Genomic DNA, 21600 nt, shown 5'->3' on the forward strand with positions numbered 1-21600 from the left:
AAAAGTCCGCATCGCTGCTTTGAGGGCTGACGATGGTGAGACGCAATGGGCGCCTGGTTCAGATTCTCGCAGCGCTGCTGGGCTTGTTGGCAGTGCAAGGCGCGCGTGCGTCCGATATCCCGTGCAACGCCCCGGTAGGCGGTCCGGGGGCGCGTTGCGAGGAACCCTACGGCGCGGGCGTCGGATGCGAAACGCATCCCGCCCAGCGCGTTCGCAAGGGCCACCTGATCTGCGAGTACACCATGCTGTCGCAGCGCTACGAGCGCATCTATGCGGAACAGCAGAGGATGCTGCAGAAGGGCACGATCCAGGCCGCCGACCTTGCGGCATGGCGCGCGCGGCGCGATGCGTGCGATTCGGTGCGATGCCTGGATGGAGTCTTCCATCAGTTCTGGCGCCAGCGCGATGCCATGCCGAAGTCGGCGGGCAAGCCGGCCATGGCCCGGCAGGGTGCTGCGGAAACGCAGGGCAGTGCAAGACATGAGCCGGCTTCGCGGCCGCTCCCCGCGCGAGCGAAGGCGGCATCGCCCGATACATCGGCCAGCGCGACCGCTGCGGCGGCCGCGGCTGTCGTGGAGCCCTCCGTTGCCGAGGCCTCCATCGCTCCCGATGCGCATGTGGCACGCAGGGCGCCTGGCACCCATCCCGTATCGACAGCGCACAAGGCCTCCTCGATCACCACACTGGAGATCTTCCCCGACGCCAATGTCTCCGCAGTGCCGATTTCCCTGGCGACACCCCAGCCGCGCACCTCGCGACGGCCGGCGCTCCTGCTGGTGGAAAGCCTGCTCTCCGGTCTTGCCGTCCTTGGCCTGGGAGCCGGCCTGGTATGGAAGCGCAGACGGGGCGCGCCTCGGGCGGGCAGCGAAGCGACGCGCGGGCGGATGCCCCCGGTCATGAAGATCACGTATGGCCTGCTTCTGGTGAATGCCCTGCTGTTGCCATTCACGCTTGGCCTGCGGTAGGGCGTACTCGCACTGAAGCTCGGGCACCGGCCTGACGCAGGCGGTCACCAGCGAATGCCGCTCGCAAACTTTTCATCGTCCGATCGAAAAGATTCACTTCTGCTGACAAATCCCATCGGTCACGATTCCCCTGCCTGGGCACCATGCAATGCCGCGGGGGCGCGCGCGATGCGCGTCGATTGGCGCGGGACTTCGGCTGAATGGATTCCGCGCGCCCTGTTCGAGGAAATTCAGATGCTCGCAAAGATCGTGGCGACGTACCGCTACTTCATGTCGGTGGTGCCATTCCGGCTGACGCCGGCCATCATCAGTACGGTCGTGCTGATCACGCTGCTGCTGATACCGCCACCCGCGGGCCTGAAGGCCAACGCCTGGGATCTCGTGGCCATCTTCCTGACCACCATTGTCGCCATCATTCTCAAAGTGATGCCGATCGGCGTCATGGCGATGATGGCCATCGTGATCGTGTCGCTGGCGCAGGTGACCTCGGGCTCGTCCAAGGGGGCCATCGCCGATGCGCTCAGCAGTTTCTCGAATCCGCTGATCTGGCTGATCGTCGTGGCGATATTGATCTCGCGCGGGCTGAAGAAAACCGGCCTGGGCAACCGCATCGGCCTGATGTTCATCGAGCTGCTAGGCAAGCGCACCATTGGCATCGGCTATGGCCTGGCGATCTGCGAGCTGGTGCTGGCGCCCTTCACGCCGAGCAACACGGCGCGCGGCGGCGGCATTGTGCACCCGATCATGCGCTCGATTGCCGGGGCGTTCGACTCCGATCCCGCCAAGGGGACGCAGGGCAAGGTCGGCACCTATCTGGCACTGGTCAACTACCACGCCAACCCGATCACTTCGGCCATGTTCGTGACCGCCACCGCGCCGAACCCGCTCGTCGTCGACTACGTGGCCAAGGCCACCGGCCAGTCGCTGCACCTGAGCTGGACCACCTGGGCGCTGTGCATGCTGGTGCCCGGCCTGCTCTGCCTGCTCCTGATGCCGCTGGTCATCTTCCTGCTCTGCCCGCCGGAGCTGAAGGCAACGCCCAATGCAATTGCCTATGCCAGGGGCGAACTCGCCCGCATGGGGCCGCTAAGCGGCAAAGAGCGGGTCATGATGGGGGTCTTCGCCGTGATGCTGGTGCTGTGGGCCAACGTGCCGGCGATGATCTTTGGCCCGGCCTTCACGCTCGACCCGACCGTGGTCGCGTTTCTCGGCCTGTTCGCGTTGATCATCACCGGCACGCTCGACTGGGACGACGTGCTGTCGGAAAAGAGCGCCTGGGACACCCTGATCTGGTTTGGCGCCCTGGTGATGCTCGCCGAGCAGCTCAACAAGCTTGGCGTCATTACCTGGTTCTCGAACAATATGCGCGACGCCATCGTCGCCAGTGGCGTGGGCTGGCTGCCGACTGCCGCGGTGCTGGTGCTGGCGTTCGTGTTCTCGCACTACCTGTTCGCGAGTACGACCGCACACATCAGCGCAATGATGCTGGCCTTCCTTACCGTCGGTGCGCACCTGATCCCACCGCCGTATGTCCCGCCGTTCATGCTGATGATGGCCGCGGGCTCCGCGATCATGATGACGTTGACCCACTACGCCACTGGCACCTCGCCGATCATCTTCGGCAGCGGTTATGCGACATTGGGGCAGTGGTGGCGGGTCGGCGCGGTGATGTGCGTGCTCGAACTGATCATCTTTGCCGTGGTGGGTGGCGTCTGGTGGAAGATCCTGGGGTATTGGTAAGCGGGACGACGGTGGGTCGGCGCTTAACGTGCCTACCGCGCTGACCACGCGCCTCCATCGCGAATCGAGCCGATCGAGCCCGTAGCCAGCGCCAGCGCCGCCGCGGCGGCGAGCGCACCACTGTAGGCGTCGGCCGACGCGTTCTGGGCAAGCAGCAGCTGGTTCTGCGCCAGGTTTGCCTCCGTCACCGAACCCACGCCCTTGCGGTAAGCCGCGAACGCCGCGTCGTACGTGACCCGGGCCGCATCGGCCAGTGCCGAGGCCGCGTCATAGGCGGCCAGGCTCGATTCCAGCGCGCTCTGGCTGACCACTACCTGCCGCACGGATTCATCCTTCGCGCGGCTCAGCCTGGCCGAGGCGCTGTCGGCATCGTTGCGTGCCTGCGCCAGGACGGCGGAGCGCAGTCCGCCGTCGTAGATCGGGACCGTGACGCCAAGAAACACGCTCGCGCCATAGCGGTAGCCGTTCAGGTTGACCGTGGGCGGTTGCTGGCCGATCGGCGGTATCGCCGTAATCGCCGAGCCGCCCGAGGCATAAGACGTAAATGCCGACAGAAAGACCTTCGGCATGAAGCCGGCCTCCGCCGCCTGCACCCTGGCCTGGCTCGCGCGTTGCGCCGCATAGGCGCCCAGCACGTCGGGGCGCCGCGCGATCGCGGTGTCGACGATCTGCCCGACCGAACTGCGCAGCGCCGGCGACAGCGGGCGCAGCGGCATCCCGGCAATGCGCGGTCGCGACAACGGGGAAATGCCGACGGCATTGACCAGTGCCAGGTAGGCGTCGGTTTCGGCGCCCTTTGCTTGCACCATGGCCAGGTTGGTCTGCGCCCGGTTCTGCGTGGCCTGGGCGACCTCGACCACGGTGCCGATGCCACGCTGGAATCGCGCCCTGGCCGCGGCCTGCACCGCGTCGGCATTGTCCATGGCCTGCTGCACCGTGCCGGCACGCGTGCGCGCGGCCTGGTAGCGATAGAACGCCACGCTGACGTCGTGGATGATCTTCTGGTGCACGGCCGTGAACGCGATGTTGGCCGCCACCGAAAGCTGCTCCGCGGCATCGACCATGCCGGAGCGCTCGCCGAAATCGAACAGCAGCCATTGCAGCGACAGCACCGAGATGGCGCCGTGACTGGACGCATTCGCGCCAAGCGGCCCCAGCGCCGTCGAGGTGGAGCTGTGCCCGTTCTGGTAGCCGCCCATGGCAGCGGCCGAGATGTAGGGCAGGTAGCTGGCCTTGGCGATGCCGGCCGCCAGTGCCGCGTTGCGCGCGTCGTTCCAGGCGATGCGGGTCAGCGGGTTGGTGGACTCGGCCAGGTCGATCAGTTCGGGCAGCGTGTAGGCATGGGCCGGATCCAGCGCTGCGGGTGGGGAAACCGCAGAGAGCGCGGGGTTTGCCGGCAGCGTGTAGTCCGATGCCATGGCTGCCGTCTGGCCGGCGGCGCCCGGCACGATCTCGCCAGATGCCGTGGTGAGCGGCTGCCAGGGACGATCCGGCTGCGGCGGCGCCAGGTCGAGCGAGGCGGTGGCGCATCCCGCCAGCGCCAGCGTGCACAGGGTCAGCGCGGGCAGGGAATCAGAATTGCGCATGGATCGATTTCGGGGCAGCCGCGGCTGGCGCGTCGCCATGGGACGCTTCGAGTTGCTGGTCGATGATGGCGAGCAGCGCCTGGCGGGCGGAGTCATCGTGCGAATCGGCTGGCAGGGCTGCGCCGGGCTGAGCGGCTGCCAAAGGCGGGCCGCCTGGCTGCAGCCGGTTCAGGCGTTGCGCAAGCGCCGGGTCGCCGGGGAATCGTTCGGCAAGCAGGAACACGGGACCCGCGATCGCGTCGAGCGTGGCCAGCCGGTCACGATGGATCTCTGCCCACTCCGGGGCTTGCCCGATGGATGCCGGTTCGTAATGGGCGAGGATCAGGTCTTGCGTGATCGCATCATGCAAGGCCAGCGCGGCCGCGGCGTGCTGCCGCCTTGCCGTGGGCTGCGGCGCATGGATGAGCGCATGCCATTGCGCTACCAGTGCCGCCAGCGCGGCTTCGATGCGGCCGGCTATGCTGACTGGCCAGACGTGCGTGAAGACAAGATAGACTGCGAGATTGCCCAGCACTACGCCGATCACGCGGTCGCGCGCGATGGTCAGGTCGAAGCCGGGCGCGGCGCCCTGCACCACGCACAGGTAGAACGCGAAGGCGATCTGGAAGCCCGCGTAGGCGATGCGCGGCGAGCCTTGCGCCACCCATGCGGAGATCCATGTCCCGGCGAACACGAGCAGCAGCAGGCCGCCGACCGATGACAGGCCGGGAACGACATACACGATCGCCGCCGTGCCGATCACCGCGCCGATCACGCAGCCGGCCAGCCGCAGCGTGAGCCTTTCCACGGTCTCCGCCATGGTTCCGAGCGATACGAGGTAGCAGGTGATGAAGCACGTATGGATGCCGGGCCAGTTGAGCTGCTGGTAGAGCAGGTAGCAGAACATCGCGGCCCCGGTGGTCTTGAGCGCGTAGCGGACATGGTCGGGGTTGGTGAAGGCGTCGGCGCTCAGGAAGCCGCTGTGCGCGGCTTCTGCGGCCGGTGCCGGCGGCGCTGCCGCACCGGTTTCGGCATAGCCTTCGGTCGCGGCGACCAGCTCTTGCACGACGGCCTGCTGCACCGGCGACAGGTTGTCCAGCGGCGTTGGCGGCAGGCCGATGTCAACGGGATAGCCGCCGGCGTCGAGCATACGGGCCATCTCATCGAGGGTGTCGGCGATAGGCGCGGCGGTGGCCGCCGGCAAATGCGCGCCGGGCTGCCGACGCGCCACGTCCACGGCCAGCAGGATCGCCATGGTCGACGCCATGGCTTGTTGCAGCGCGCGCAGGTCCTGCGCGTTCACCGTGCCCTCGGCCTTTGCCAGCCCGAGCCATCCGGCGACGGGCTGGACGCCGTCATGGAGGGCCGCATGCAAGGCGTCCGCGTTGCCGCGCAGGGCGCTTGCCGCCACGCGCAGGCAATGGCCGAGCCGTTCGGTAGCCAGCCGGCGCGGCGACGGGCCCATCAGCAAATTGACGACGATGTTCACGCCAATCGGGATCGCTACCATCAGCCAGGCATAGAGCAGCGCGCGCGTGGCGATCTCCCCGCCGGGCACGAGCCCCAGTTCATCGAGTGCGAAGCCGATGATCATGGCGACGATGGCGCCGACCGGCCGCAATTTGCTGGCCGATGTCAGGAACAGCAGGACCGCGGACAACACGGCCATGCACGCCACGCGGCGCATCGGATCGTCGATGCTGAAATCGGCGAGCCCCATTACCAGCGCGATGATCAGGCTGACCAGGACCAGCGCCGCCGCGCTCATGAGGATGCTCGTGGTGCGGTCGGCCCGGTTGATGAAGAAGATGACGTAGGCCGAGATGGCGGCTTCGGGCGTGCCGTACAGGCTGGTGACGAGCACGGTCAGCGTGCAACCGACGGTGATGCGCGTCGTGGCCGCGGTGCGGCCCGGGAACGGCGCCAGCAGGGCGCCGATATCGGCAAGGCCCAGGCGCAGCTTGTCAGCGGCAGGCTGCGCCATGCCGGATCTCGACGGTTGCGCTCGCGCCTACCCGGGCCAGCGTCTCGGGCGGGTCTTCCAGGCGGATCCGGACCGGGAAGCGCCTGGCCACGCGCACCCAGTTCACCGACGGCTGGACGTAGGGTAGCGAGCGCGGCAGGTTCAGGCGGTCGGTGTCGGTAATGCCGATGCCGATGCCTTCCACCGTGCCGCGCAGGGCGTGGCCGCGATCGATCATCGAGTAGACCGTAGCGCAGTCGCCGACGTGGATGCCGGCCAGCGAGGTCTCGCGGAAATTGCCTACCGCGAACCATTCGCCCGTATGCACCAGCAGGAACAGGGACTGGTTGGGCAGCACGACTTCGCCCGACAGCACGGTCAGGCCGCTGACGCGCCCGGCATGCGGGGCGCGGACGATGGTGTCGTCGAGCGCGCGCTGCGCGATCGCCAGTGCGGCCTCGCGCGCATGCACGGTGGCCGTGGCGTCGTCCTCATTGCCGATGGCCTGCGCCGTGGCGGCGCGCTGCGTATTGGCCTGCCGCAGCGACACGCTGGCGTCGCGCTGCGCCACCTGGGCCTGGTCGAGCTGCTGCGCGGGCACATAGCCGTCAGCCACCAGCGGCCGCAGCCGTTCGACAGTGCGTGCGGTCAGCGCGTAGTTCTGCTCGGCACGCCGCGTCTGCTCCGAAGCGATCGACGCCGTGGCGCGTTCGGTGGAAAGCGTGCGGCGGCGCGTACCCAGCGCGGCCTGTGCGAGCTCAAGGTCCGCGCGCGCCTGCGCCACCACCAGTCGATAGGGCACGGGATCGATTTCGAACAGCACGTCGCCCTTGGCCACGAGCTGGTTCTCGGTGACGTGGATCCTGGCGATTCGGCCTCCGACCGGCGATGCCACATGCACCATGTCGGCATCGAGCGAAGCATCGTCGGAAGACGGATAGCGGCTGGTGCGCTGGTACGCGTAGACGGAGAGCAGGACGGCCACCAGGACAATGGCCAGCGCAATCAGCTTGCCGCGCTTCGGACTGCCCTGTACGCCGGCCATTTTCATAGCAAGTGTCCCGTGCCCAGTAACCAGACGAGTTCCGCAAGGATGAGGCCGATCGCGGTATTGACCAGGAGCTGGGCGCGGACGATCTCTGCCCAGCCTGTCGCGACGAAGATCCGGTAGGACACGACCGCGCCCGCGATGCCGGCCAGCGCGCTCAGCAGCCAGAGCGGGAAGTAGGCGCCGAACAAGCCGAATGACGGTGCACCGGCGCAACCATAAAGCGATGCGGCCAGCGCCAGAAGCGCAAGCGAGCGTGCCATGGAATCAGGGTCGAAATCGTCGCCGTAATATAGCAGCGCCGATTGCGGGTTGTCCAAGTCGCAGGGCTCGCAGTACAGATGCTCGCGGCCACGCGTGGCCTGCTACAGTCGCTGCTGCGGCCACGACCGCGGCAGCCGCCACCGCAGCGGCTACGACACACCATTTTCTGGGGACGCAGATGAACCGCAAGGGCTTGCAGGATGCCGCCGACTCCCTCGACGAACTCGCCGCGGGGAGGCAACCGGTGCCGGCCAGGGTCGCTGCCGGCGCCGCCGCGCTGGAGCGCGTGCATGCCGACTATCCGGGCTGGCGCGACGTCGGCGATGCGCTGTTCGGACTCAAGGCGCTGGCCGGTGGTTGCGCGATGGACCTTGACGCCAACGGGCGTCAGCGGGCCGGCCGGCTCGCCGATGTCGTGCGCAGCCTGCTCGACCAGATCTGAAGTCCGGCGCAGCAGCGCGACGGCTCTCTGCCGTTCTGCCAGCCACCGGCGTCCTCTTCCGCGGCCGGGGCGGCCGTGTTGAGCCGCCGTTACGCAGTTGCAGCAGGTCAATGCAGGATCAGAGGGTTTTCCCTGTGGTGACCGAGCGACGCTGGCGTCTCGCATCGCACAAATTTTCGTAAGAAAATGTTTGATACATGACGTACGCGGCACAAAACGTCTTCAAAATCGACCGGTACTGGGTAACTACCTAGGGATCAACTTAGAGAGATTCCTCTAATCTCTCCCTCCTCGATGCGGCGCGCCTCTGACCGACGCGCCGTGGTCGAGGAAATCCAACTTCGGTCAGAACGCCATGGCGGCACATGGCGCCTTTCTGGCCGGTCGCTCTCAAGGAGAACCACGCATGTCCGCCTTCACGCCCGATCAGTTTGCGGCACTCCACAAGACCAACCTGGCCAATCTGGCCATGATGTCCAAGTCGACCATCGACGGCTTCCAGAAACTCACTGAACTGAACCTGCAGACCGCCAGAACGGCGCTGACCGAAGGCCAGGAGAACCTGAAGGCCGTGCTGGCCGGCAAAGACCTGAGGGACGTGCTTGCCGTGCAGAGCGGCGTGGCCCAGCCGGCGGCCGAGAAGGCTATCACCTATGCGCGCCAGGTTTGCGAGATCGCCACGCAGGCGCAGGCCGAACTGGCCCGCGCGGTGGAAGAGCAATACGAACAGAATCACCGCAACCTGCAGGCCTTCGTCGACACCTTCGTGAAGAACGCACCGGCCGGATCGGAAGCGATCTCCGCGCTGCTGCAGTCGACGGTTGACGCCGCCGGCAACACCTATCGTTCGGCCCAGGCCATCTCGAAGCAGATGACCGACGTGGCACGCAACAATCTTGCGGCCGCGGCAACCCGGGGCGCCTCCAGCAAGGCCTGACTCCAGGCAAACGGACTGGCGCTCGCCAGTCCATGACGCCAGGCCGGATCGCACCGGCCTGCAGCATTTACGCGGACACCAGTTCGCAGAAGCGCTCGAGGTCGATATTGCCGCCGCTGATCAGGATGCCTACCCGCTTGCCCCTGAGCGCATCCGTCTGCTGCAAGGCCGCGGCCAGGCCCAGGCAGCCCGTGGGCTCGACGATCATCTTCATGCGCGACGCATAGAACTTCATCACCTCGACCAGTTGGGCATCGGTCGCGGTCAGGATATCGTCCACATCGCGCTTGATGATGGCGAAGGTGTACTCGCCCAGGTGCTGGGTCTGCGCGCCATCGGCAATCGTCTTCGGCGTGTCGATATGCACGATCGAACCACTGCGGAACGATTGCTGGCCATCATTGCCCGCTTCGGGCTCCACGCCATAGAGCTTGCATTGCGGCGCCAGCGCGCGCGTCGTCAGCGCCGTGCCGGAGAGCAGGCCGCCGCCGCCCAGAGGGCAGAACAGCGCGTCCAGCGCGCCGACTTCCTCGAACAGTTCGCGTGCCGCGGTGCCTTGTCCGGCCAGGACGTCCGGATGGTCGTACGGCGGAATCAGCGTGAAGCCGTGCGCGTCGGCCAGGCGGCGCCCGATGGCCTCGCGGTCTTCGGTGTAGCGGTCGTAGCTCACGACGTTGGCGCCGTAGCCCCTGGTGGCCGCCACCTTGGCCGCGGGCGCATCGTGCGGCATCACGATCGTCGCGGGAATGCCCAGCAATCGGGCCGACAGCGCGATGCCCTGCGCATGGTTGCCCGACGAAAACGCGACCACGCCCGCGCGGCGCTGTTCGGGGCCGAATTTCGACAGGGCGTTGTAGGCGCCGCGGAACTTGAAGGCGCCCATGCGCTGGAAGTTCTCGCACTTGATGAATACCTGGGCGCCAAGCCTCTCATCGAGCGTGCGCGAGGTATTGACCGGCGTGCGATGCGCGACGCCTTCCAGCCGTTTGGCCGCGGCCTCGACGTCGGCGTAGGTGGGGAGATCCAGTGTGGTCATGGGAGGGTCCGTTCAGCGGGTAGCGGGGATGGAGCGAGTGGGCAGTGTGGCGCTGCGCAGATTGGAGTTAAACAGTATGTCTAGTATTGGAATAACCGTCAAGAATGGCGGGATTGGCGTCACTTGGGATGCGCTGCCACGACCCGAAGTAGCGCCTGAGGCAGTTTATTCGCTGCATCGGTGTGGATGCGCCCTTGTGGCGCGGGTATCCGCGATATCGCATGCTAGGATGAACCCTTCCGCAGCCGCCGCCCCCCTCGGCCAATGACCACCCTGTACGCAACCCTCGGCGTCGAATCGGACGCTACCCTGGACGAGATCAAGCGCGCCTACCGCCGTGGCGCCATGAAGTGGCACCCTGACCGCAATCCTGGCCGCGAGGCCGAGGCGCATGCGGCCTTCCAGGAACTCCGCGACGCCTACGCCATCCTTTCCGACGCGGAGCAACGGCGCGTCTACGACGATGTGTTCGCGCAAGAGATGCGCCGCTGGCAGGCCGAGCACGCGGAGCAGGAAGCGCAGGAGCAGGCGGCGCAGCGCGAAGCCCAGCGTATCGCGCAGGAGCATTACGAGAAGATGGTCGCGATGGCCATGCGCTTTGCCGGCGCGGGCCACAACCGCGATGTCCTCTTCGGCGTGCTGCTTGGGCAGGATTGCGAGGCCGAGCTTGCCGCGCGTATCGCGGACAGCGTATGGGCCTTGCAGGAGTCGCGCCGCGCGCATGCGCAGGCCGCGGACGCTGACGAGCCGGAGATGGCTCCGGAGGAACCGGCCGCCGAGGCGCCACAGCCTGAAGACGCCAGGCGAAGCGATCGTCAACCGGGCGCGTTCGAGTCGTTCTGGCAGGGCTTGTTCGGTATTCGCTCCTAGCGCCGGGCTGGCGGCCGCCAGCCCTCCCGAACAGCGTTCGGGACGCTTCTCACGCATTTCTCCGCGCATTTCTCGGCGCATTTCCCAGCCTGTTCAAGGATGACCGATGGATATTGGATTCCTCCTCGCACACCCCTGGTTTGGCACATGGGCCGCCGCCGTGGCCGCTGTGTTCGTCGCGCTGATCGTGCATCGCCTGGGCGGCCTGCTGCTGTTGCGCCTGACCCGTCCGGCGCCCGTGCTGCACGCGATCGTCAGGAAAGCGCGCGCGCCGTCGATCGTCGTGCTGCCGTTGCTGGCCTTGCAGACCGTGTGGCAGGCGGCGCCGGACGAGCTGCGCTGGATCGACACCGTGCGCCATCTCAATGGCCTGTTGATGATCGCGGCGACGACATGGCTGGTGGTCCGCATCATCGCCGGCTTCGCGCAGGGCGTGATGGACCGGCACCCGGTCGATGTCGTGGACAACATGGGCGCGCGGCGCATCCACACGCAGACACGCGTGCTGTCGCGCATTGCGATGACGCTTGCCATCGTCATGGGTGCGGCCATGCTGCTGATGACCTTCCCTGGGGCGAGGCAGGTCGGGGCCAGTCTGCTTGCTTCAGCCGGTGTGGTCGGGCTGATCGCGGGCTTCGCGGCCAAGCCCGTGTTCAGCAATATGATCGCGGGGCTGCAACTCGCGCTGACGCAGCCGATCCGGCTCGATGACGTGCTGATCGTCGAAGGCGAGTGGGGCCGCGTCGAGGAAATCACGGGGACATACGTCGTCATGCGGCTGTGGGACGAGCGCCGGCTCATCGTCCCGCTGCAGTACTTCATCGAGAAGCCATTCCAGAACTGGACGCGCAACAGCGCGCAGATCATGGGCTCGGTCTTTTTCCACGTCGACTACGGCATGCCGCTGGCACCGCTGCGCCAGGAACTGGAGCGCGTCGTGCACGCCGCGCCGGAGTGGGACCAGCGCTTCTTCAACCTGGTCGTTACCGACGCCACCGAGCGCACCATGCAGCTACGCGTGCTGTGCACCGCGGCGTCGTCGGGGCTGGCGTGGGACCTGCGCTGCCGCATCCGCGAAGCGCTGATCGACTTCATGCAGCGCGAGTTCCCCGAGCACCTGCCGCGGCTGCGCTTCGAGCGCGATGCCGAGGCGCAGGCCGCCATGCCGGCTCGCGCCTTCAGTGAGGCCTGAGCATACGTCAGGGTTTGCGGCTCGCGTTGGCGGCGTTTGCCTTCCATTCCCGGAACACCGTGTCCAGGCACGCGGCCGACTTGCAGCCATCGCGCTTCGCACGGAATGCGGTGATATCCGTTTCGCTCACTTGCCCCGCCTTGAGCATGCGCTGCTGGTCGGCATAGATGCGCTGATAACCCATGGAAAACAGCGCGGATTCGCAGATCAGGCGGTGCGACGGCATCTGGCTTGCCGCGGCAGCCGCCGGATCGCAGTCGATGTCCGTGGCGTACGCGTTGCCGGCAAGCGCAAGGCCGCAGGCAGCGAGGCAAAGCAGGAGGTGGCGGAGCGGGCGGGGCATGACAGGGAATCGGGAACGGCCCGCTATGGTAAGGCCAAACGGGCGGCCGGCGCGATGGCGGAATCAGCGATGCGCCGGCCCATGCAGTGGGTCGTCCAGGCTCAGGACGCCGCCACTACCCCACAAGCAATGCGTCCACCTGCATTTCCGGTCGGCTGGGTCTTGTAGTCATCCGGGTCCTTGTGCACGACCACGGCGCGGCCGATGACGCTGTTCGGGCCAGCGCCCACGGTCAGGTCAGGCAGCAGGAAACTCGCGCGCGCATTGCCGTTCGCGTCGGCCGTCAGGTTGTTCATGTCGCCGGCATGGTGGTCCGGCATGGTCATCTGCCCGTGCTGCTTGCCAGCCGGATTGAAATGCCCACCGGCGCTCATCGCGTCGGGCGCCGAGCAGTCGCCCTTTTCGTGCACGTGGAAGCCATGCGTGGTGTTGGGCGGCAGGCCGGTGACCGACGCCACCATCATCACGCCGCCGGACTGCTGGGTGAAGGTGACCGTGCCGCCGGTGCTGGTGCCGCTCTTCGGCGTGAGCGCCGCGGTGGCCTTGGCACCGCCGCCACTGCCCGTCATCCCCGTACCGGCGCAGCCCGCCAGCGTCATCGCTACCGCTGCCGTGGCCGCCAGGCCGAAAAGTGCGCGTTTCATCGGAACCCTCCCTTTGACGTTATTGCGGAAGAAACAGTATAGGATGCGACGCCTGCGCACGGGCGCCCGTTGAGCGGCCTATCGGACGGTCTTATGCGGCCAGCTGCGAGACCGGGCTTTGCTGCGGCGCGGCGCCAAAATGCGGATGCCGTGCGAAGATGTCCGCGACCCAGTTGACGAAGACCCGTACCTTGGCCGACAGGTGGCGGTTCTGGGGGTACATCGCGGAGATCGGCAGCTCCTCGGTCTGCCAGTCGGTCATGACCTCGACCAGGCGGCCACTGGCCACGTAGGGTTCCGCCATGACGCGCGACAGGCAGGCCAGCCCGTGGCCGGCCACCGCGCACTCGACATAGATCTCGCCGTCATTGGTCGAGATCGCGGAGGGCAGCAGGATCTCGGTGCTTTCGCCGCCGCGCGTGAGCTGCCATGGCCATTCGCGCCCGGTGCGGTTGGACAGGTGGTTCACGGCCTTGTGCTGGGCCAGGTCGGCGAGTTCGTGCGGGGTGCCGAAGCGGTTCAGGTAGATCGGCGATGCGTAGAACGCCAGCTTGAGCTGGCCGACACGGCGCGCCACCATCGATTCGTCCACCGCTCCCACGCGCAGCACCACGTCGACGCCTTCCTGCAGCAGGTCGATCGGCTTGCCGTTGATGGTCAGGTCCAGCTTCAGTTCCGGATAGCTCGTGAAGAACTCCTGCAGGTTCGGGATCAGCGCGAGCCGGGCCAGCGCGGCGGTGGTGTCGACCGACAGCGTGCCCTTGGGCGATTTGTTATGGCGCGTCAGCGACTGCTCGGCCTCTTCCACATCGGCCAGGATACGCACGCAGCGCTCATAGTACGCCGCGCCGTCGCTGGTCACGCTGATGCGCCGCGTGGTCCGGTGCAGCAGCTTGACCCCCAGATGGGTTTCCAGGTTCTGGATCAGGCGGGTGAGGGTGGCCTTGGGCAGGTCGAGCGAATCAGCGGCACGCGCGAAGCTGCCCATGTCGACCACCCGGGTGAAGGCCTGCATTGAAACGAGACGATCCATGATGTGCTTCCGACCAATGTTTCCTGAGGGCTCGCCGAACGGGGCGACCTGACTGACGCTATGCGGGCTGGCTGCCGGGGATAGGCGCGTCAGGCGGTGTGACTGGCTGCCCGGCGCCTGCGACTGGGGCGCTGGCCGGCTGCGCTCGACAGGGGGGCGCAACCGCGAGAGCGGGAGTGAATCACATTTTCCAAGACCTTGTCATGCGTGGGGTCTCGGCGGGCCGATTATTCCAAACACGGAACAGTGCGTTGGCAATCTCTCGCTTTATCCCATCGGCGTCAATCACCATAATCCGTTCCATCGCAACACATGATAGGCGTGCCAATGGATTTCGGCACGCCCGCCAAGGTGCCCATGTCCCAGTCGCCCAGCCAACGTTCACCCGCCGCCCCGCCGGCTCAAGGCAACGGGTCGGCGCGCGTCGTGGAACACAGGATCGCCAGTGGCGAGCGCGAGATCTCGGTGTGCGTCTGCTACCCCCCCGGCTATCCGGGGCTGGCCGCCGAAGGCAGCGCGTTGCTGCCGTGGCTGGTGTACCTGCACGCCGGCGGGTTTGTGGACGGCGGCCTGGAGAAGACCCGGCAGCTGGTGCAGTCGCTGGCGGCATCGGTGCCCGCGGTGGTGGTGACGCCGGCGTATTCGCTCGCGCCTGATCATCCGTTTCCGGCCGCGCCCGAGGACGCGTTCAGCACCGTGGAATGGGTACTGCGCTACGCGCGCCGGCTGAAGGTGGACAAGACGCGCTTCGCGCTGGTCGGCGAGGAAGCCGGCGGCAACCTGGCGATCGCGCTGTCGCAGATGCTGCGCGACCGCTGCGCCGCGCAGCCGCGGGGCCAATGGTTGATCCGCCCCGTGACGGACCCGTGCCTGCAGCACGCGTCGTGCACGGCTGGCGGGCAGGTGCCGCTGGAAACCCTGCAGCGGCTGGCCTGCAATTATCGCGAATACCTGCCGACGCCGGCCGCCAGCGTGCATCCGTATGCCGCGCCGGCGCTGGCCTCGCGCCTGGCAGGGCTGCCGCGCACGCTGGTGCAGGTGGCCGAAGTCGATGCGCTGCGCGCCGAAGGCGAAGCCTTCGCGGGGCGCCTTGCCAAGGCCGGCGTACCGGCCGAGGCCATGATCATGCCCGGCGCCTGTGGCGACGGGGTAGAAGAGTCCCACGAGGATTGTCAGTCGTGGGTCGACGAAGGTGCGCGGTTCCTGCGGCGATGTCTGGCCGCGGCCGACGACACCTCATCCCGGCGCGAAAGCCGGACCCGGAACGAGCCTCCCGGCTGAGGCCTTCCGGGTAACACCGCCAGCCGGTACCGATGCCGCGAGCACAAACTGCGCGGCATCCGGCAAACAGATTTGCTGATCTGTCCGACAAGCTCCGGACCGCAATGTTGCGGCCCGGTGGGCGGCGTTCGCGCTTTTGCTTTCCCAGTTGAAGAAAACCCGCAACAGGAGTGAAGAAAAATGAGTATCCAGAATCGACGCACGTGGATCGCGATGGCGATCGTGATCGTCCTCGGCGCCGGCGTCGCCACCTCCATGCTGCGGCCGTGGCATGGCGGCGAGGCGCATGCCAATACGCCGCCGCCGGCCCCGACCATCGAAGTGGCCAGCGTGGTCGGCAAGACCATTACCGAATGGGACGAGTTCTCCGGCCGCATCGAAGCGGTTGACCGCGTGGAGATTCGTCCGCGCGTCTCGGGCACGATCGAAACCGTGCATTTCCGCGAAGGCTCGATCGTGAAGAAGGGCGACCCGCTGTTCACCATCGACCCGCGTCCTTATGCCGCCGAAGTGGCCAAGGCCGAAGCCGCGGTCGCGGCGGCCCAGGTGCGCGCGTCGCACGCGCAGACGGAAAAGGCCCGCGCCCAGCGCCTGCTCGACGACAATGCGATCTCGCGGCGCGAGTTCGACGAGCGCATCAACGCGGCCAGCGAAACCTCGGCCGACGTGCGCGGCGCGCAGGCGGCGCTGGAAGTGGCGAGGCTGAACCTGAGCTATACGCGCATCGTGGCGCCGGTCACGGGCAAGGTCTCGCGCGCGGAAATCACGGTCGGCAACCTCGTGGCGGCCGGCACCGCGTCGCCGCCGCTGACCACGGTGGTATCGGTGTCGCCGGTCTACGCCAGCTTCGAAGTGGACGAGCAAAGCTACCTGCGCTACACCGCGCCCGGCGCCGGCGGCGGAAAGAATGGCCTGCCGGTATTCCTGGGGCTGGCCAACGAGGACGGCAATCCGCATGAGGGCAAGATCCATTCGGTCGACAACCGGCTCGATACGCGCAGCGGCACCATCCGCGTACGTGCCGTGTTCGACAACGAGGATGGCCGCCTGCTGCCGGGACTGTATGCGAAGGTCAAGCTGGGTGGCGGCGCCCCGCACGATGCCGTGCTGATCAACGACCGCGCCATCGGCACCGACCAGGGCAAGAAGTTCGTGCTGGTGCTCGACCAGGCCAACAAGCTGACGTATCGCGAGGTGGACCTCGGGCCGACCTATGAAGGGCTGCGCGTGATCCGCAAGGGCCTGAAGCCTGGCGAGAGCGTCGTCGTGAACGGCCTGCAGCGTGTGCGCCCGGGCGATACGGTGGCGCCGAAGCCGGTGTCGATGGCCTTCCGCAGCGAGCTGGAGCCACGTCCTTCCGCGCCTGATCGCAAGCAGGCGTCCGCCGAGGCAGAAGGCAAGCCAGTGAGCTAAGCAGGCCGGGAAGTCCCCCGCTACAAACAGTCCCTCGCATTCGCTTCCCCTGATGTGCATGGCGCCCGCCACGACGGGCCGCCAGGGGGGCTTCTTGCCCAAAACAGGCCGAGAACCAAGATGAATCTCTCGAAATTCTTTATCGACCGCCCCATCTTCGCGGGCGTGTTGTCGGTGCTGATCTTCCTGATCGGCGCCATCTCGATGTTCAAGCTGCCGATTTCGGAGTACCCGGAAGTGGTGCCGCCCTCGGTCGTGGTGCGCGCGCAGTTCCCGGGCGCCAACCCGAAGGTGATCGCCGAAACGGTGGCCACGCCGCTCGAAGAGCAGATCAACGGCGTCGAGGACATGCTGTATATGAACTCGCAGGCCAACAGCGACGGCTCGCTCACGCTGACCGTGACCTTCAAGCTGGGCACCGACCCGGACAAGGCGCAGCAGCTCGTGCAGAACCGCGTGTCGCAGGCCGAGCCGCGCCTGCCGGAAGACGTGCGCCGCCTGGGCATCACCACGGTCAAGAGTTCGCCGGACCTGACCATGGTGGTCCACCTGGTCTCGCCGAACGACCGCTACGACATGACCTACCTGCGCAACTACGCGCTGATCAACGTGAAGGACCGCCTGGCGCGGATCCAGGGCGTGGGCCAGGTGCAGATGTTCGGCTCGGGCGACTACTCGATGCGCGTCTGGCTGAACCCGGAGAAGATCGCCGAGCGCAACCTGTCGGCGTCGGACGTGGTCAAGGCCATTCGCGAACAGAACGTGCAGGTGGCGGCCGGCGTGATCGGTCAGTCGCCGACGCTGCCCGGCACCGACCTGCAACTGTCGGTGAACGCGCAGGGCCGCCTGCAGACCGTGGAGGAGTTTGGCGACATCATCGTCAAGACTTCGCCCGATGGCGTGGTGACGTACCTGAAGGACATCGCTCGCATCGAACTCGGCGCCTCGGAGTACGCGCTGCGTTCGCTGCTGGACAACAAGTCCGCGGTCGCGATCCCGATCTTCCAGGCCCCCGGTTCGAACGCGATCCAGATCTCGAACGATGTGCGCAAGACCATGGAAGAGCTGAAGCAAAACATGCCGGAAGGCGTGGACTACAGCATCGTCTATGACCCGACGCAGTTCGTGCGCCACAGTATCGAGGCAGTGGTCCATACGCTGTTCGAGGCCATCCTGCTCGTGGTGCTGGTGGTGATCCTGTTCCTGCAAACGTGGCGCGCATCGATCATCCCGCTGCTGGCGGTACCGGTGTCGATCGTCGGCACGTTCGGCCTGATGCATGCATTCGGCTTCTCGATCAACGCGCTGAGCCTGTTCGGGCTGGTGCTGGCGATCGGTATCGTGGTCGACGACGCGATCGTGGTCGTGGAGAACGTCGAGCGGAACATCGAGGAAGGACTGTCGCCGAAAGAGGCAACGTACAAGGCCATGCGCGAAGTCAGCGGCCCGATCATCGCCATCGCGCTGACGCTGATCGCCGTGTTCGTGCCGCTGGCCTTCATGACCGGCCTGACCGGCCAGTTCTACAAGCAGTTCGCGCTGACGATCTCGATCTCGACGATCATCTCGGCCTTCAACTCGCTGACGCTGTCGCCGGCACTGTCCGCGCTGCTGCTGCGGGGCCACGATGCGCCCAAGGACTGGCTCACGCGCGGCATGGACAAGGTGTTCGGTGGCTTCTTCGCGCGCTTCAACCGCTTCTTCGGCCGCAGCTCCGACAGCTATGGCCGCGGCGTGAAGGGCGTGATCCGCCGCAGGGGCTCGGTCTTCGGCGTGTATGCGGTGATGCTGGTGGCCACCTGGGGGGTGTTCCAGATGGTGCCGAAGGGCTTCGTGCCGGCGCAGGACAAGCAGTACCTGGTCAGCTTCGCCAAGCTGCCGGATGGCGCCACGCTGGACCGGACCGAGGATGTGATCCGCCGCATGTCGGACATCGCGCTCAAGCATCCGGGCGTGGAATCGGCGGTGGCGTTCCCGGGCCTGTCGATCAATGGCTTCACCAACAGCCCCAGCGCCGGCATCGTCTTTGTCACGCTGGACCCGTTCGAGAAGCGCAAGGGCAAGGAGCTGTCCGGCGGTGCGATTGCCGCCGACCTGAACAAGCAGTACGGCTCGATCCAGGACGCGTTTATCGCCGTGTTCCCGCCGCCGCCGGTGCAGGGGCTGGGCACGATCGGCGGCTTCAAGATGATGATCGAGGACCGTGCCGCACTGGGCTATGACGCCTTGTTCGAGGCCACCAATGCCTTCATGGGCAAGGCACGCGCCACGCCCGAGCTGGCCGGCATCTTCAGCAACTACCAGGTCAATGTGCCGCAGCTCGACGTCCAGCTCGACCGCACCAAGGCCAAGCAGCTTGGCGTGCCGGTCACCGACGTGTTCGAGACGCTGCAGACCTATCTCGGCTCGGCCTACGTGAACGACTTCAACAAGTTCGGCCGCACCTACCAGGTCAAGGTGCAGGCGGACGCGCAGTTCCGCCAGCATGCCGAGGACATCCTGCAGCTCAAGGCGCGCAGCACGAGTGGCGAGATGGTGCCGCTGTCGTCGCTGGTCAAGGTGAAGCAGGGCTTCGGCCCGGACAGCGTGAGCCGCTACAACGGCTTTACCGCCGCCGACATGAACGGTGGCCCGGCCCCGGGCTTCTCGTCGGGCCAGGCGCAGGCCGCGGCGGAGCGGATTGCCGCCGAGACGCTGCCGAAGGGCATCGGCTTCGAGTGGACCGAGCTGACCTACCAGGACATCCTGGCCGGCAACGCGGGCGTGTGGATCTTCCCGCTGTGCGTGCTGCTGGTGTTCCTGGTGCTGGCCGCCCAGTATGAAAGCCTGACGCTGCCGCTGGCGGTGATCCTGATTGTGCCGATGAGCCTGCTGGCCGCCATGACGGGCGTGTGGCTGACGCGGGGGGACAACAACATCTTCACGCAGATCGGCTTCATCGTGCTGGTCGGGTTGTCGGCGAAAAACGCGATCCTGATCGTGGAGTTCGCCCGCGAGCTGGAGCACCACGGCCGCACCGTGGTGCAGGCCGCGATCGAAGCCAGCCGCCTGCGCCTGCGCCCGATCCTGATGACCTCGTTCGCGTTCATCATGGGTGTGGTGCCGTTGGTGGTATCGACCGGCGCCGGGGCGGAGATGCGCCATGCGATGGGCGTGGCGGTGTTCGCCGGCATGCTCGGCGTGACCTTCTTCGGTCTGTTCCTGACGCCGGTGTTCTATGTGGCGCTGCGCCTGCTGGCGACGCGCAAGCAGCGCCGCGAGGCAGCCCTGGCCAACCATGGATCGGCCTCGCACGCCGTGCCGTCCGCAGAGTGATGGGGATCGATATGAACAACGTGATGACGCAATACCTGCCAAGGTTGGCAACACTGGCCGCAGCGCTGGTGCTGGCGGGCTGCTCGCTGGCCCCGACCTACAAGGTGCCGGAGACGCCCACCGCCGCGACCTTCAAGGAGGCCGATGCCGCGGCCGCCGAAGGCGCGCAATGGAAGACCGCGGCGCCGGCCGAAGGCCAGCATCGCGGCGACTGGTGGAAGATCTTCGGCGATGCCGAACTGGACCGGCTGATTGAAGCGGCCAACACCTATAACCAGGATCTCGCCGCCGCGGCGGCGCGGCTCAAGCAGGCACGCGCGTTCACCGGCGCCACGGAAGCGGACTTGTATCCGCAACTGAGCGTCGGCCTGGACCCGACCCGCGCGCAGCCGTCGGCGGCATCGCAGGGGCTGCCGGACGGCACCCGCGTCGCACCGCAGACCGTGCTCAAGGCCCGTGCATTTGCCAGCTACGAGCTGGACCTGTTTGGCCGCGTGGCCAGCAGCGTCAACGCGGCGCGCGCCGAAGAGCAGGGCGCCGAGGACCTGTATCGCTCGGTGCAGCTCGCGCTGCAGGCCGATACGGCGCAGGCGTATTTCGCGCTGCGTACGCTCGACAGCGAACGCGAACTGCTCAACGCTACGATCCAGTTGCGTGAAGATGCGCTGTCGTTGCTGCGCAAACGCTACCAGGCGGGCGAGACGACGGACCTGGACCCGGCCCGCGCCGAAGCCGAACTCGGCACGGCGCGCGCCGATCTGGCCGGCATCGAGCGCCGCCGCGCCAACCAGGAGCATGCGCTGGCCGTGCTGACCGGCGTGTCGCCGTCGCAGTTCGGCCTGGCCGCGAAGCCGTTCGACACCGCACCGGTGGCGGTGCCCGCGGGCCTGCCGTCGGAACTGCTCGAACGCCGTCCCGATATCGCGGCGGCGGAACGGCAGATGTCGGCGGCCAATGCCCGCATCGGCATCGCGAAGGCGGCGTTCTTCCCGCGCATTTCGCTGACGGCGCTGTTCGGCTTCGAATCGGCGGACCTGTCGAACCTGTTCAAGTGGTCGTCGCGCACGTGGGCACTCGGACCGCTCGTGGGCTCGACGATCGCGCAAACGGTGTTTGACGGTGGCCGCAACAGCGCGAACCTGGCCGGCGCGCGTGCCGGGCATGAGGAAAGCGTCGCGCGCTACCGGCAGACCGTGCTGGTGGCCTTCCGTGAAGTCGAGGACAGCCTGGCCGATGTCCGCTGGCTCAGCCAGCAATCCACCGCGCTCGACGGCGCACTGGCTGGCGCGAGGCGGGCCCAGCGTATTTCGCGCAGCCGTTATGACGCGGGTGCGGTGGACTACCTGACCGTCATCGACGCCGACCGGACGGTGCTGCAATCGCAACGCGACGCCAACGCCGTGGCTGGATTGCGGGCCGCGGCCACGGTGGCGCTGGTGCGCAGCCTTGGCGGAGGATGGGGGCCCGTTCCGGCATCCGAAGCGGTGGCTTCCGCGCGCTGACAGCGGCGGTCGTCCCGGAGGCGGCGGGGTGGCGCGATGCAATCGGT

18 protein-coding genes are annotated in these 21600 nt (G+C 67.0%); 10 read left to right on the forward strand and 8 right to left on the reverse strand.

Annotation, left to right across the window (positions count from 1 at the left end; all coding sequences use genetic code 11):
- Positions 1–242 precede the first annotated feature (242 nt).
- Entirely contained in the window at positions 243–965 is a 723-nt protein-coding gene (locus tag AC3FKH_RS09905; protein WP_488675090.1) for a GntR family transcriptional regulator, read from the forward strand.
- A gap of 234 nt (positions 966–1199) precedes the next feature.
- Positions 1200–2705, forward strand: coding sequence for a DASS family sodium-coupled anion symporter (locus tag AC3FKH_RS09910; RefSeq protein ID WP_488675091.1), 1506 nt, complete (start codon positions 1200–1202; stop codon positions 2703–2705).
- A 32-nt stretch (positions 2706–2737) separates the two neighbouring features.
- On the opposite strand, the gene AC3FKH_RS09915 is transcribed toward AC3FKH_RS09910, so the two are convergent.
- From AC3FKH_RS09915 to AC3FKH_RS09930, 4 genes are read right to left on the reverse strand one after another with little or no spacing between them, the layout of a single operon-like run.
- The gene (locus AC3FKH_RS09915) at positions 2738–4291 is read right to left on the reverse strand and encodes a TolC family protein (protein ID WP_488675093.1); all 1554 of its coding nucleotides are present in this window, start codon (positions 4289–4291) and stop codon (positions 2738–2740) included.
- Positions 4278–6254 (reverse strand): FUSC family protein, encoded by a 1977-nt coding sequence (locus tag AC3FKH_RS09920; protein WP_488675095.1) that lies wholly within the window; start codon positions 6252–6254, stop codon positions 4278–4280. The genes AC3FKH_RS09915 and AC3FKH_RS09920 overlap by 14 nt, the downstream gene beginning before the upstream one ends.
- On the reverse strand, positions 6235–7284 hold the full coding sequence (gene mdtN / locus AC3FKH_RS09925; RefSeq protein WP_488675097.1) for a multidrug transporter subunit MdtN: 1050 nt from the start codon (positions 7282–7284) through the stop codon (positions 6235–6237). The genes AC3FKH_RS09920 and mdtN overlap by 20 nt, the downstream gene beginning before the upstream one ends.
- Positions 7281–7544 carry a YtcA family lipoprotein gene (locus AC3FKH_RS09930; protein ID WP_483714150.1) on the reverse strand — a complete coding sequence of 88 codons (264 nt, stop codon included), beginning with the start codon at positions 7542–7544 and terminating at the stop codon, positions 7281–7283. Before AC3FKH_RS09930 ends, mdtN begins: the two co-directional genes overlap by 4 nt.
- A gap of 179 nt (positions 7545–7723) precedes the next feature.
- Here AC3FKH_RS09930 and AC3FKH_RS09935 point away from each other — a divergent pair, with 179 nt between their 5' ends.
- Both AC3FKH_RS09935 and phaP read left to right on the forward strand, forming a co-directional pair.
- Positions 7724–7987, forward strand: a complete 264-nt coding sequence (locus AC3FKH_RS09935) for a hypothetical protein (protein WP_488675099.1) — start codon at positions 7724–7726, stop codon at positions 7985–7987.
- Positions 7988–8393: 406 nt separating this feature from the next.
- Positions 8394–8924 carry a TIGR01841 family phasin gene (phaP, locus tag AC3FKH_RS09940; protein ID WP_488675101.1) on the forward strand — a complete coding sequence of 177 codons (531 nt, stop codon included), beginning with the start codon at positions 8394–8396 and terminating at the stop codon, positions 8922–8924.
- Positions 8925–8991: 67 nt separating this feature from the next.
- On the opposite strand, the gene AC3FKH_RS09945 is transcribed toward phaP, so the two are convergent.
- Positions 8992–9960, reverse strand: a complete 969-nt coding sequence (locus AC3FKH_RS09945) for a threo-3-hydroxy-L-aspartate ammonia-lyase (protein ID WP_488675103.1) — start codon at positions 9958–9960, stop codon at positions 8992–8994.
- Positions 9961–10224: 264 nt separating this feature from the next.
- Between AC3FKH_RS09945 and AC3FKH_RS09950 the strand changes: the two genes are divergently transcribed.
- A complete protein-coding gene (locus AC3FKH_RS09950; protein WP_488675105.1) occupies positions 10225–10830 on the forward strand; it encodes a J domain-containing protein in 606 nt (201 codons plus the stop codon).
- Between the two features lie 106 nt (positions 10831–10936).
- Positions 10937–12022, forward strand: a complete 1086-nt coding sequence (locus AC3FKH_RS09955; RefSeq protein WP_488675107.1) for a mechanosensitive ion channel family protein — start codon at positions 10937–10939, stop codon at positions 12020–12022.
- Positions 12023–12029: 7 nt separating this feature from the next.
- Here AC3FKH_RS09955 and AC3FKH_RS09960 read toward each other — a convergent pair whose 3' ends face one another.
- From AC3FKH_RS09960 to AC3FKH_RS09970, 3 genes are all read right to left on the reverse strand, one after another.
- Complete coding sequence (locus tag AC3FKH_RS09960) at positions 12030–12365, reverse strand: hypothetical protein (RefSeq protein ID WP_488675109.1); 336 nt, start codon at positions 12363–12365, stop codon at positions 12030–12032.
- Positions 12366–12466: 101 nt separating this feature from the next.
- Positions 12467–13009 (reverse strand): superoxide dismutase family protein, encoded by a 543-nt coding sequence (locus AC3FKH_RS09965; protein ID WP_488675111.1) that lies wholly within the window; start codon positions 13007–13009, stop codon positions 12467–12469.
- A 91-nt stretch (positions 13010–13100) separates the two neighbouring features.
- Positions 13101–14042: a LysR family transcriptional regulator gene (locus AC3FKH_RS09970; RefSeq protein WP_488675113.1), complete on the reverse strand. Its 942-nt coding sequence runs from the start codon at positions 14040–14042 to the stop codon at positions 13101–13103.
- A gap of 357 nt (positions 14043–14399) precedes the next feature.
- Between AC3FKH_RS09970 and AC3FKH_RS09975 the strand changes: the two genes are divergently transcribed.
- The 4 genes from AC3FKH_RS09975 to AC3FKH_RS09990 all read left to right on the forward strand — a co-directional run bounded on the left by AC3FKH_RS09975 (position 14400) and on the right by AC3FKH_RS09990 (position 21553).
- Complete coding sequence (locus tag AC3FKH_RS09975) at positions 14400–15323, forward strand: alpha/beta hydrolase (RefSeq protein ID WP_488675622.1); 924 nt, start codon at positions 14400–14402, stop codon at positions 15321–15323.
- A gap of 180 nt (positions 15324–15503) precedes the next feature.
- Positions 15504–16736 carry an efflux RND transporter periplasmic adaptor subunit gene (locus AC3FKH_RS09980; RefSeq protein ID WP_488675115.1) on the forward strand — a complete coding sequence of 411 codons (1233 nt, stop codon included), beginning with the start codon at positions 15504–15506 and terminating at the stop codon, positions 16734–16736.
- Between the two features lie 120 nt (positions 16737–16856).
- Entirely contained in the window at positions 16857–20051 is a 3195-nt protein-coding gene (locus tag AC3FKH_RS09985) for an efflux RND transporter permease subunit (protein ID WP_488675117.1), read from the forward strand.
- Between the two features lie 11 nt (positions 20052–20062).
- Positions 20063–21553, forward strand: coding sequence for an efflux transporter outer membrane subunit (locus AC3FKH_RS09990; RefSeq protein ID WP_488675119.1), 1491 nt, complete (start codon positions 20063–20065; stop codon positions 21551–21553).
- Positions 21554–21600 lie beyond the last annotated feature (47 nt).

Source organism: Cupriavidus sp. 21MJTG02-4, assembly GCF_057798975.1.

What these genes read in the sequence shown, in the direction of transcription:
- AC3FKH_RS09935 (WP_488675099.1), top strand. Translation starts at nt 7,724, where the DNA reads ATGAACCGCAAGGGCTTGCAGGATGCCGCCGACTCCCTCGACGAACTC.
- phaP (WP_488675101.1), top strand. Translation starts at nt 8,394, where the DNA reads ATGTCCGCCTTCACGCCCGATCAGTTTGCGGCACTCCACAAGACCAAC.
- AC3FKH_RS09980 (WP_488675115.1), top strand. Translation starts at nt 15,504, where the DNA reads ATGAGTATCCAGAATCGACGCACGTGGATCGCGATGGCGATCGTGATC.
- AC3FKH_RS09985 (WP_488675117.1), top strand. Translation starts at nt 16,857, where the DNA reads ATGAATCTCTCGAAATTCTTTATCGACCGCCCCATCTTCGCGGGCGTG.
- AC3FKH_RS09930 (WP_483714150.1), bottom strand. Translation starts at nt 7,544, where the DNA reads ATGGCACGCTCGCTTGCGCTTCTGGCGCTGGCCGCATCGCTTTATGGT.
- AC3FKH_RS09970 (WP_488675113.1), bottom strand. Translation starts at nt 14,042, where the DNA reads ATGGATCGTCTCGTTTCAATGCAGGCCTTCACCCGGGTGGTCGACATG.
- AC3FKH_RS09975 (WP_488675622.1), top strand. Translation starts at nt 14,400, where the DNA reads ATGTCCCAGTCGCCCAGCCAACGTTCACCCGCCGCCCCGCCGGCTCAA.
- AC3FKH_RS09915 (WP_488675093.1), bottom strand. Translation starts at nt 4,291, where the DNA reads ATGCGCAATTCTGATTCCCTGCCCGCGCTGACCCTGTGCACGCTGGCG.
- AC3FKH_RS09965 (WP_488675111.1), bottom strand. Translation starts at nt 13,009, where the DNA reads ATGAAACGCGCACTTTTCGGCCTGGCGGCCACGGCAGCGGTAGCGATG.
- AC3FKH_RS09950 (WP_488675105.1), top strand. Translation starts at nt 10,225, where the DNA reads ATGACCACCCTGTACGCAACCCTCGGCGTCGAATCGGACGCTACCCTG.
- AC3FKH_RS09920 (WP_488675095.1), bottom strand. Translation starts at nt 6,254, where the DNA reads ATGGCGCAGCCTGCCGCTGACAAGCTGCGCCTGGGCCTTGCCGATATC.
- AC3FKH_RS09960 (WP_488675109.1), bottom strand. Translation starts at nt 12,365, where the DNA reads ATGCCCCGCCCGCTCCGCCACCTCCTGCTTTGCCTCGCTGCCTGCGGC.
- AC3FKH_RS09990 (WP_488675119.1), top strand. Translation starts at nt 20,063, where the DNA reads ATGAACAACGTGATGACGCAATACCTGCCAAGGTTGGCAACACTGGCC.
- mdtN (WP_488675097.1), bottom strand. Translation starts at nt 7,284, where the DNA reads ATGAAAATGGCCGGCGTACAGGGCAGTCCGAAGCGCGGCAAGCTGATT.
- AC3FKH_RS09905 (WP_488675090.1), top strand. Translation starts at nt 243, where the DNA reads ATGCTGTCGCAGCGCTACGAGCGCATCTATGCGGAACAGCAGAGGATG.
- AC3FKH_RS09955 (WP_488675107.1), top strand. Translation starts at nt 10,937, where the DNA reads ATGGATATTGGATTCCTCCTCGCACACCCCTGGTTTGGCACATGGGCC.
- AC3FKH_RS09910 (WP_488675091.1), top strand. Translation starts at nt 1,200, where the DNA reads ATGCTCGCAAAGATCGTGGCGACGTACCGCTACTTCATGTCGGTGGTG.
- AC3FKH_RS09945 (WP_488675103.1), bottom strand. Translation starts at nt 9,960, where the DNA reads ATGACCACACTGGATCTCCCCACCTACGCCGACGTCGAGGCCGCGGCC.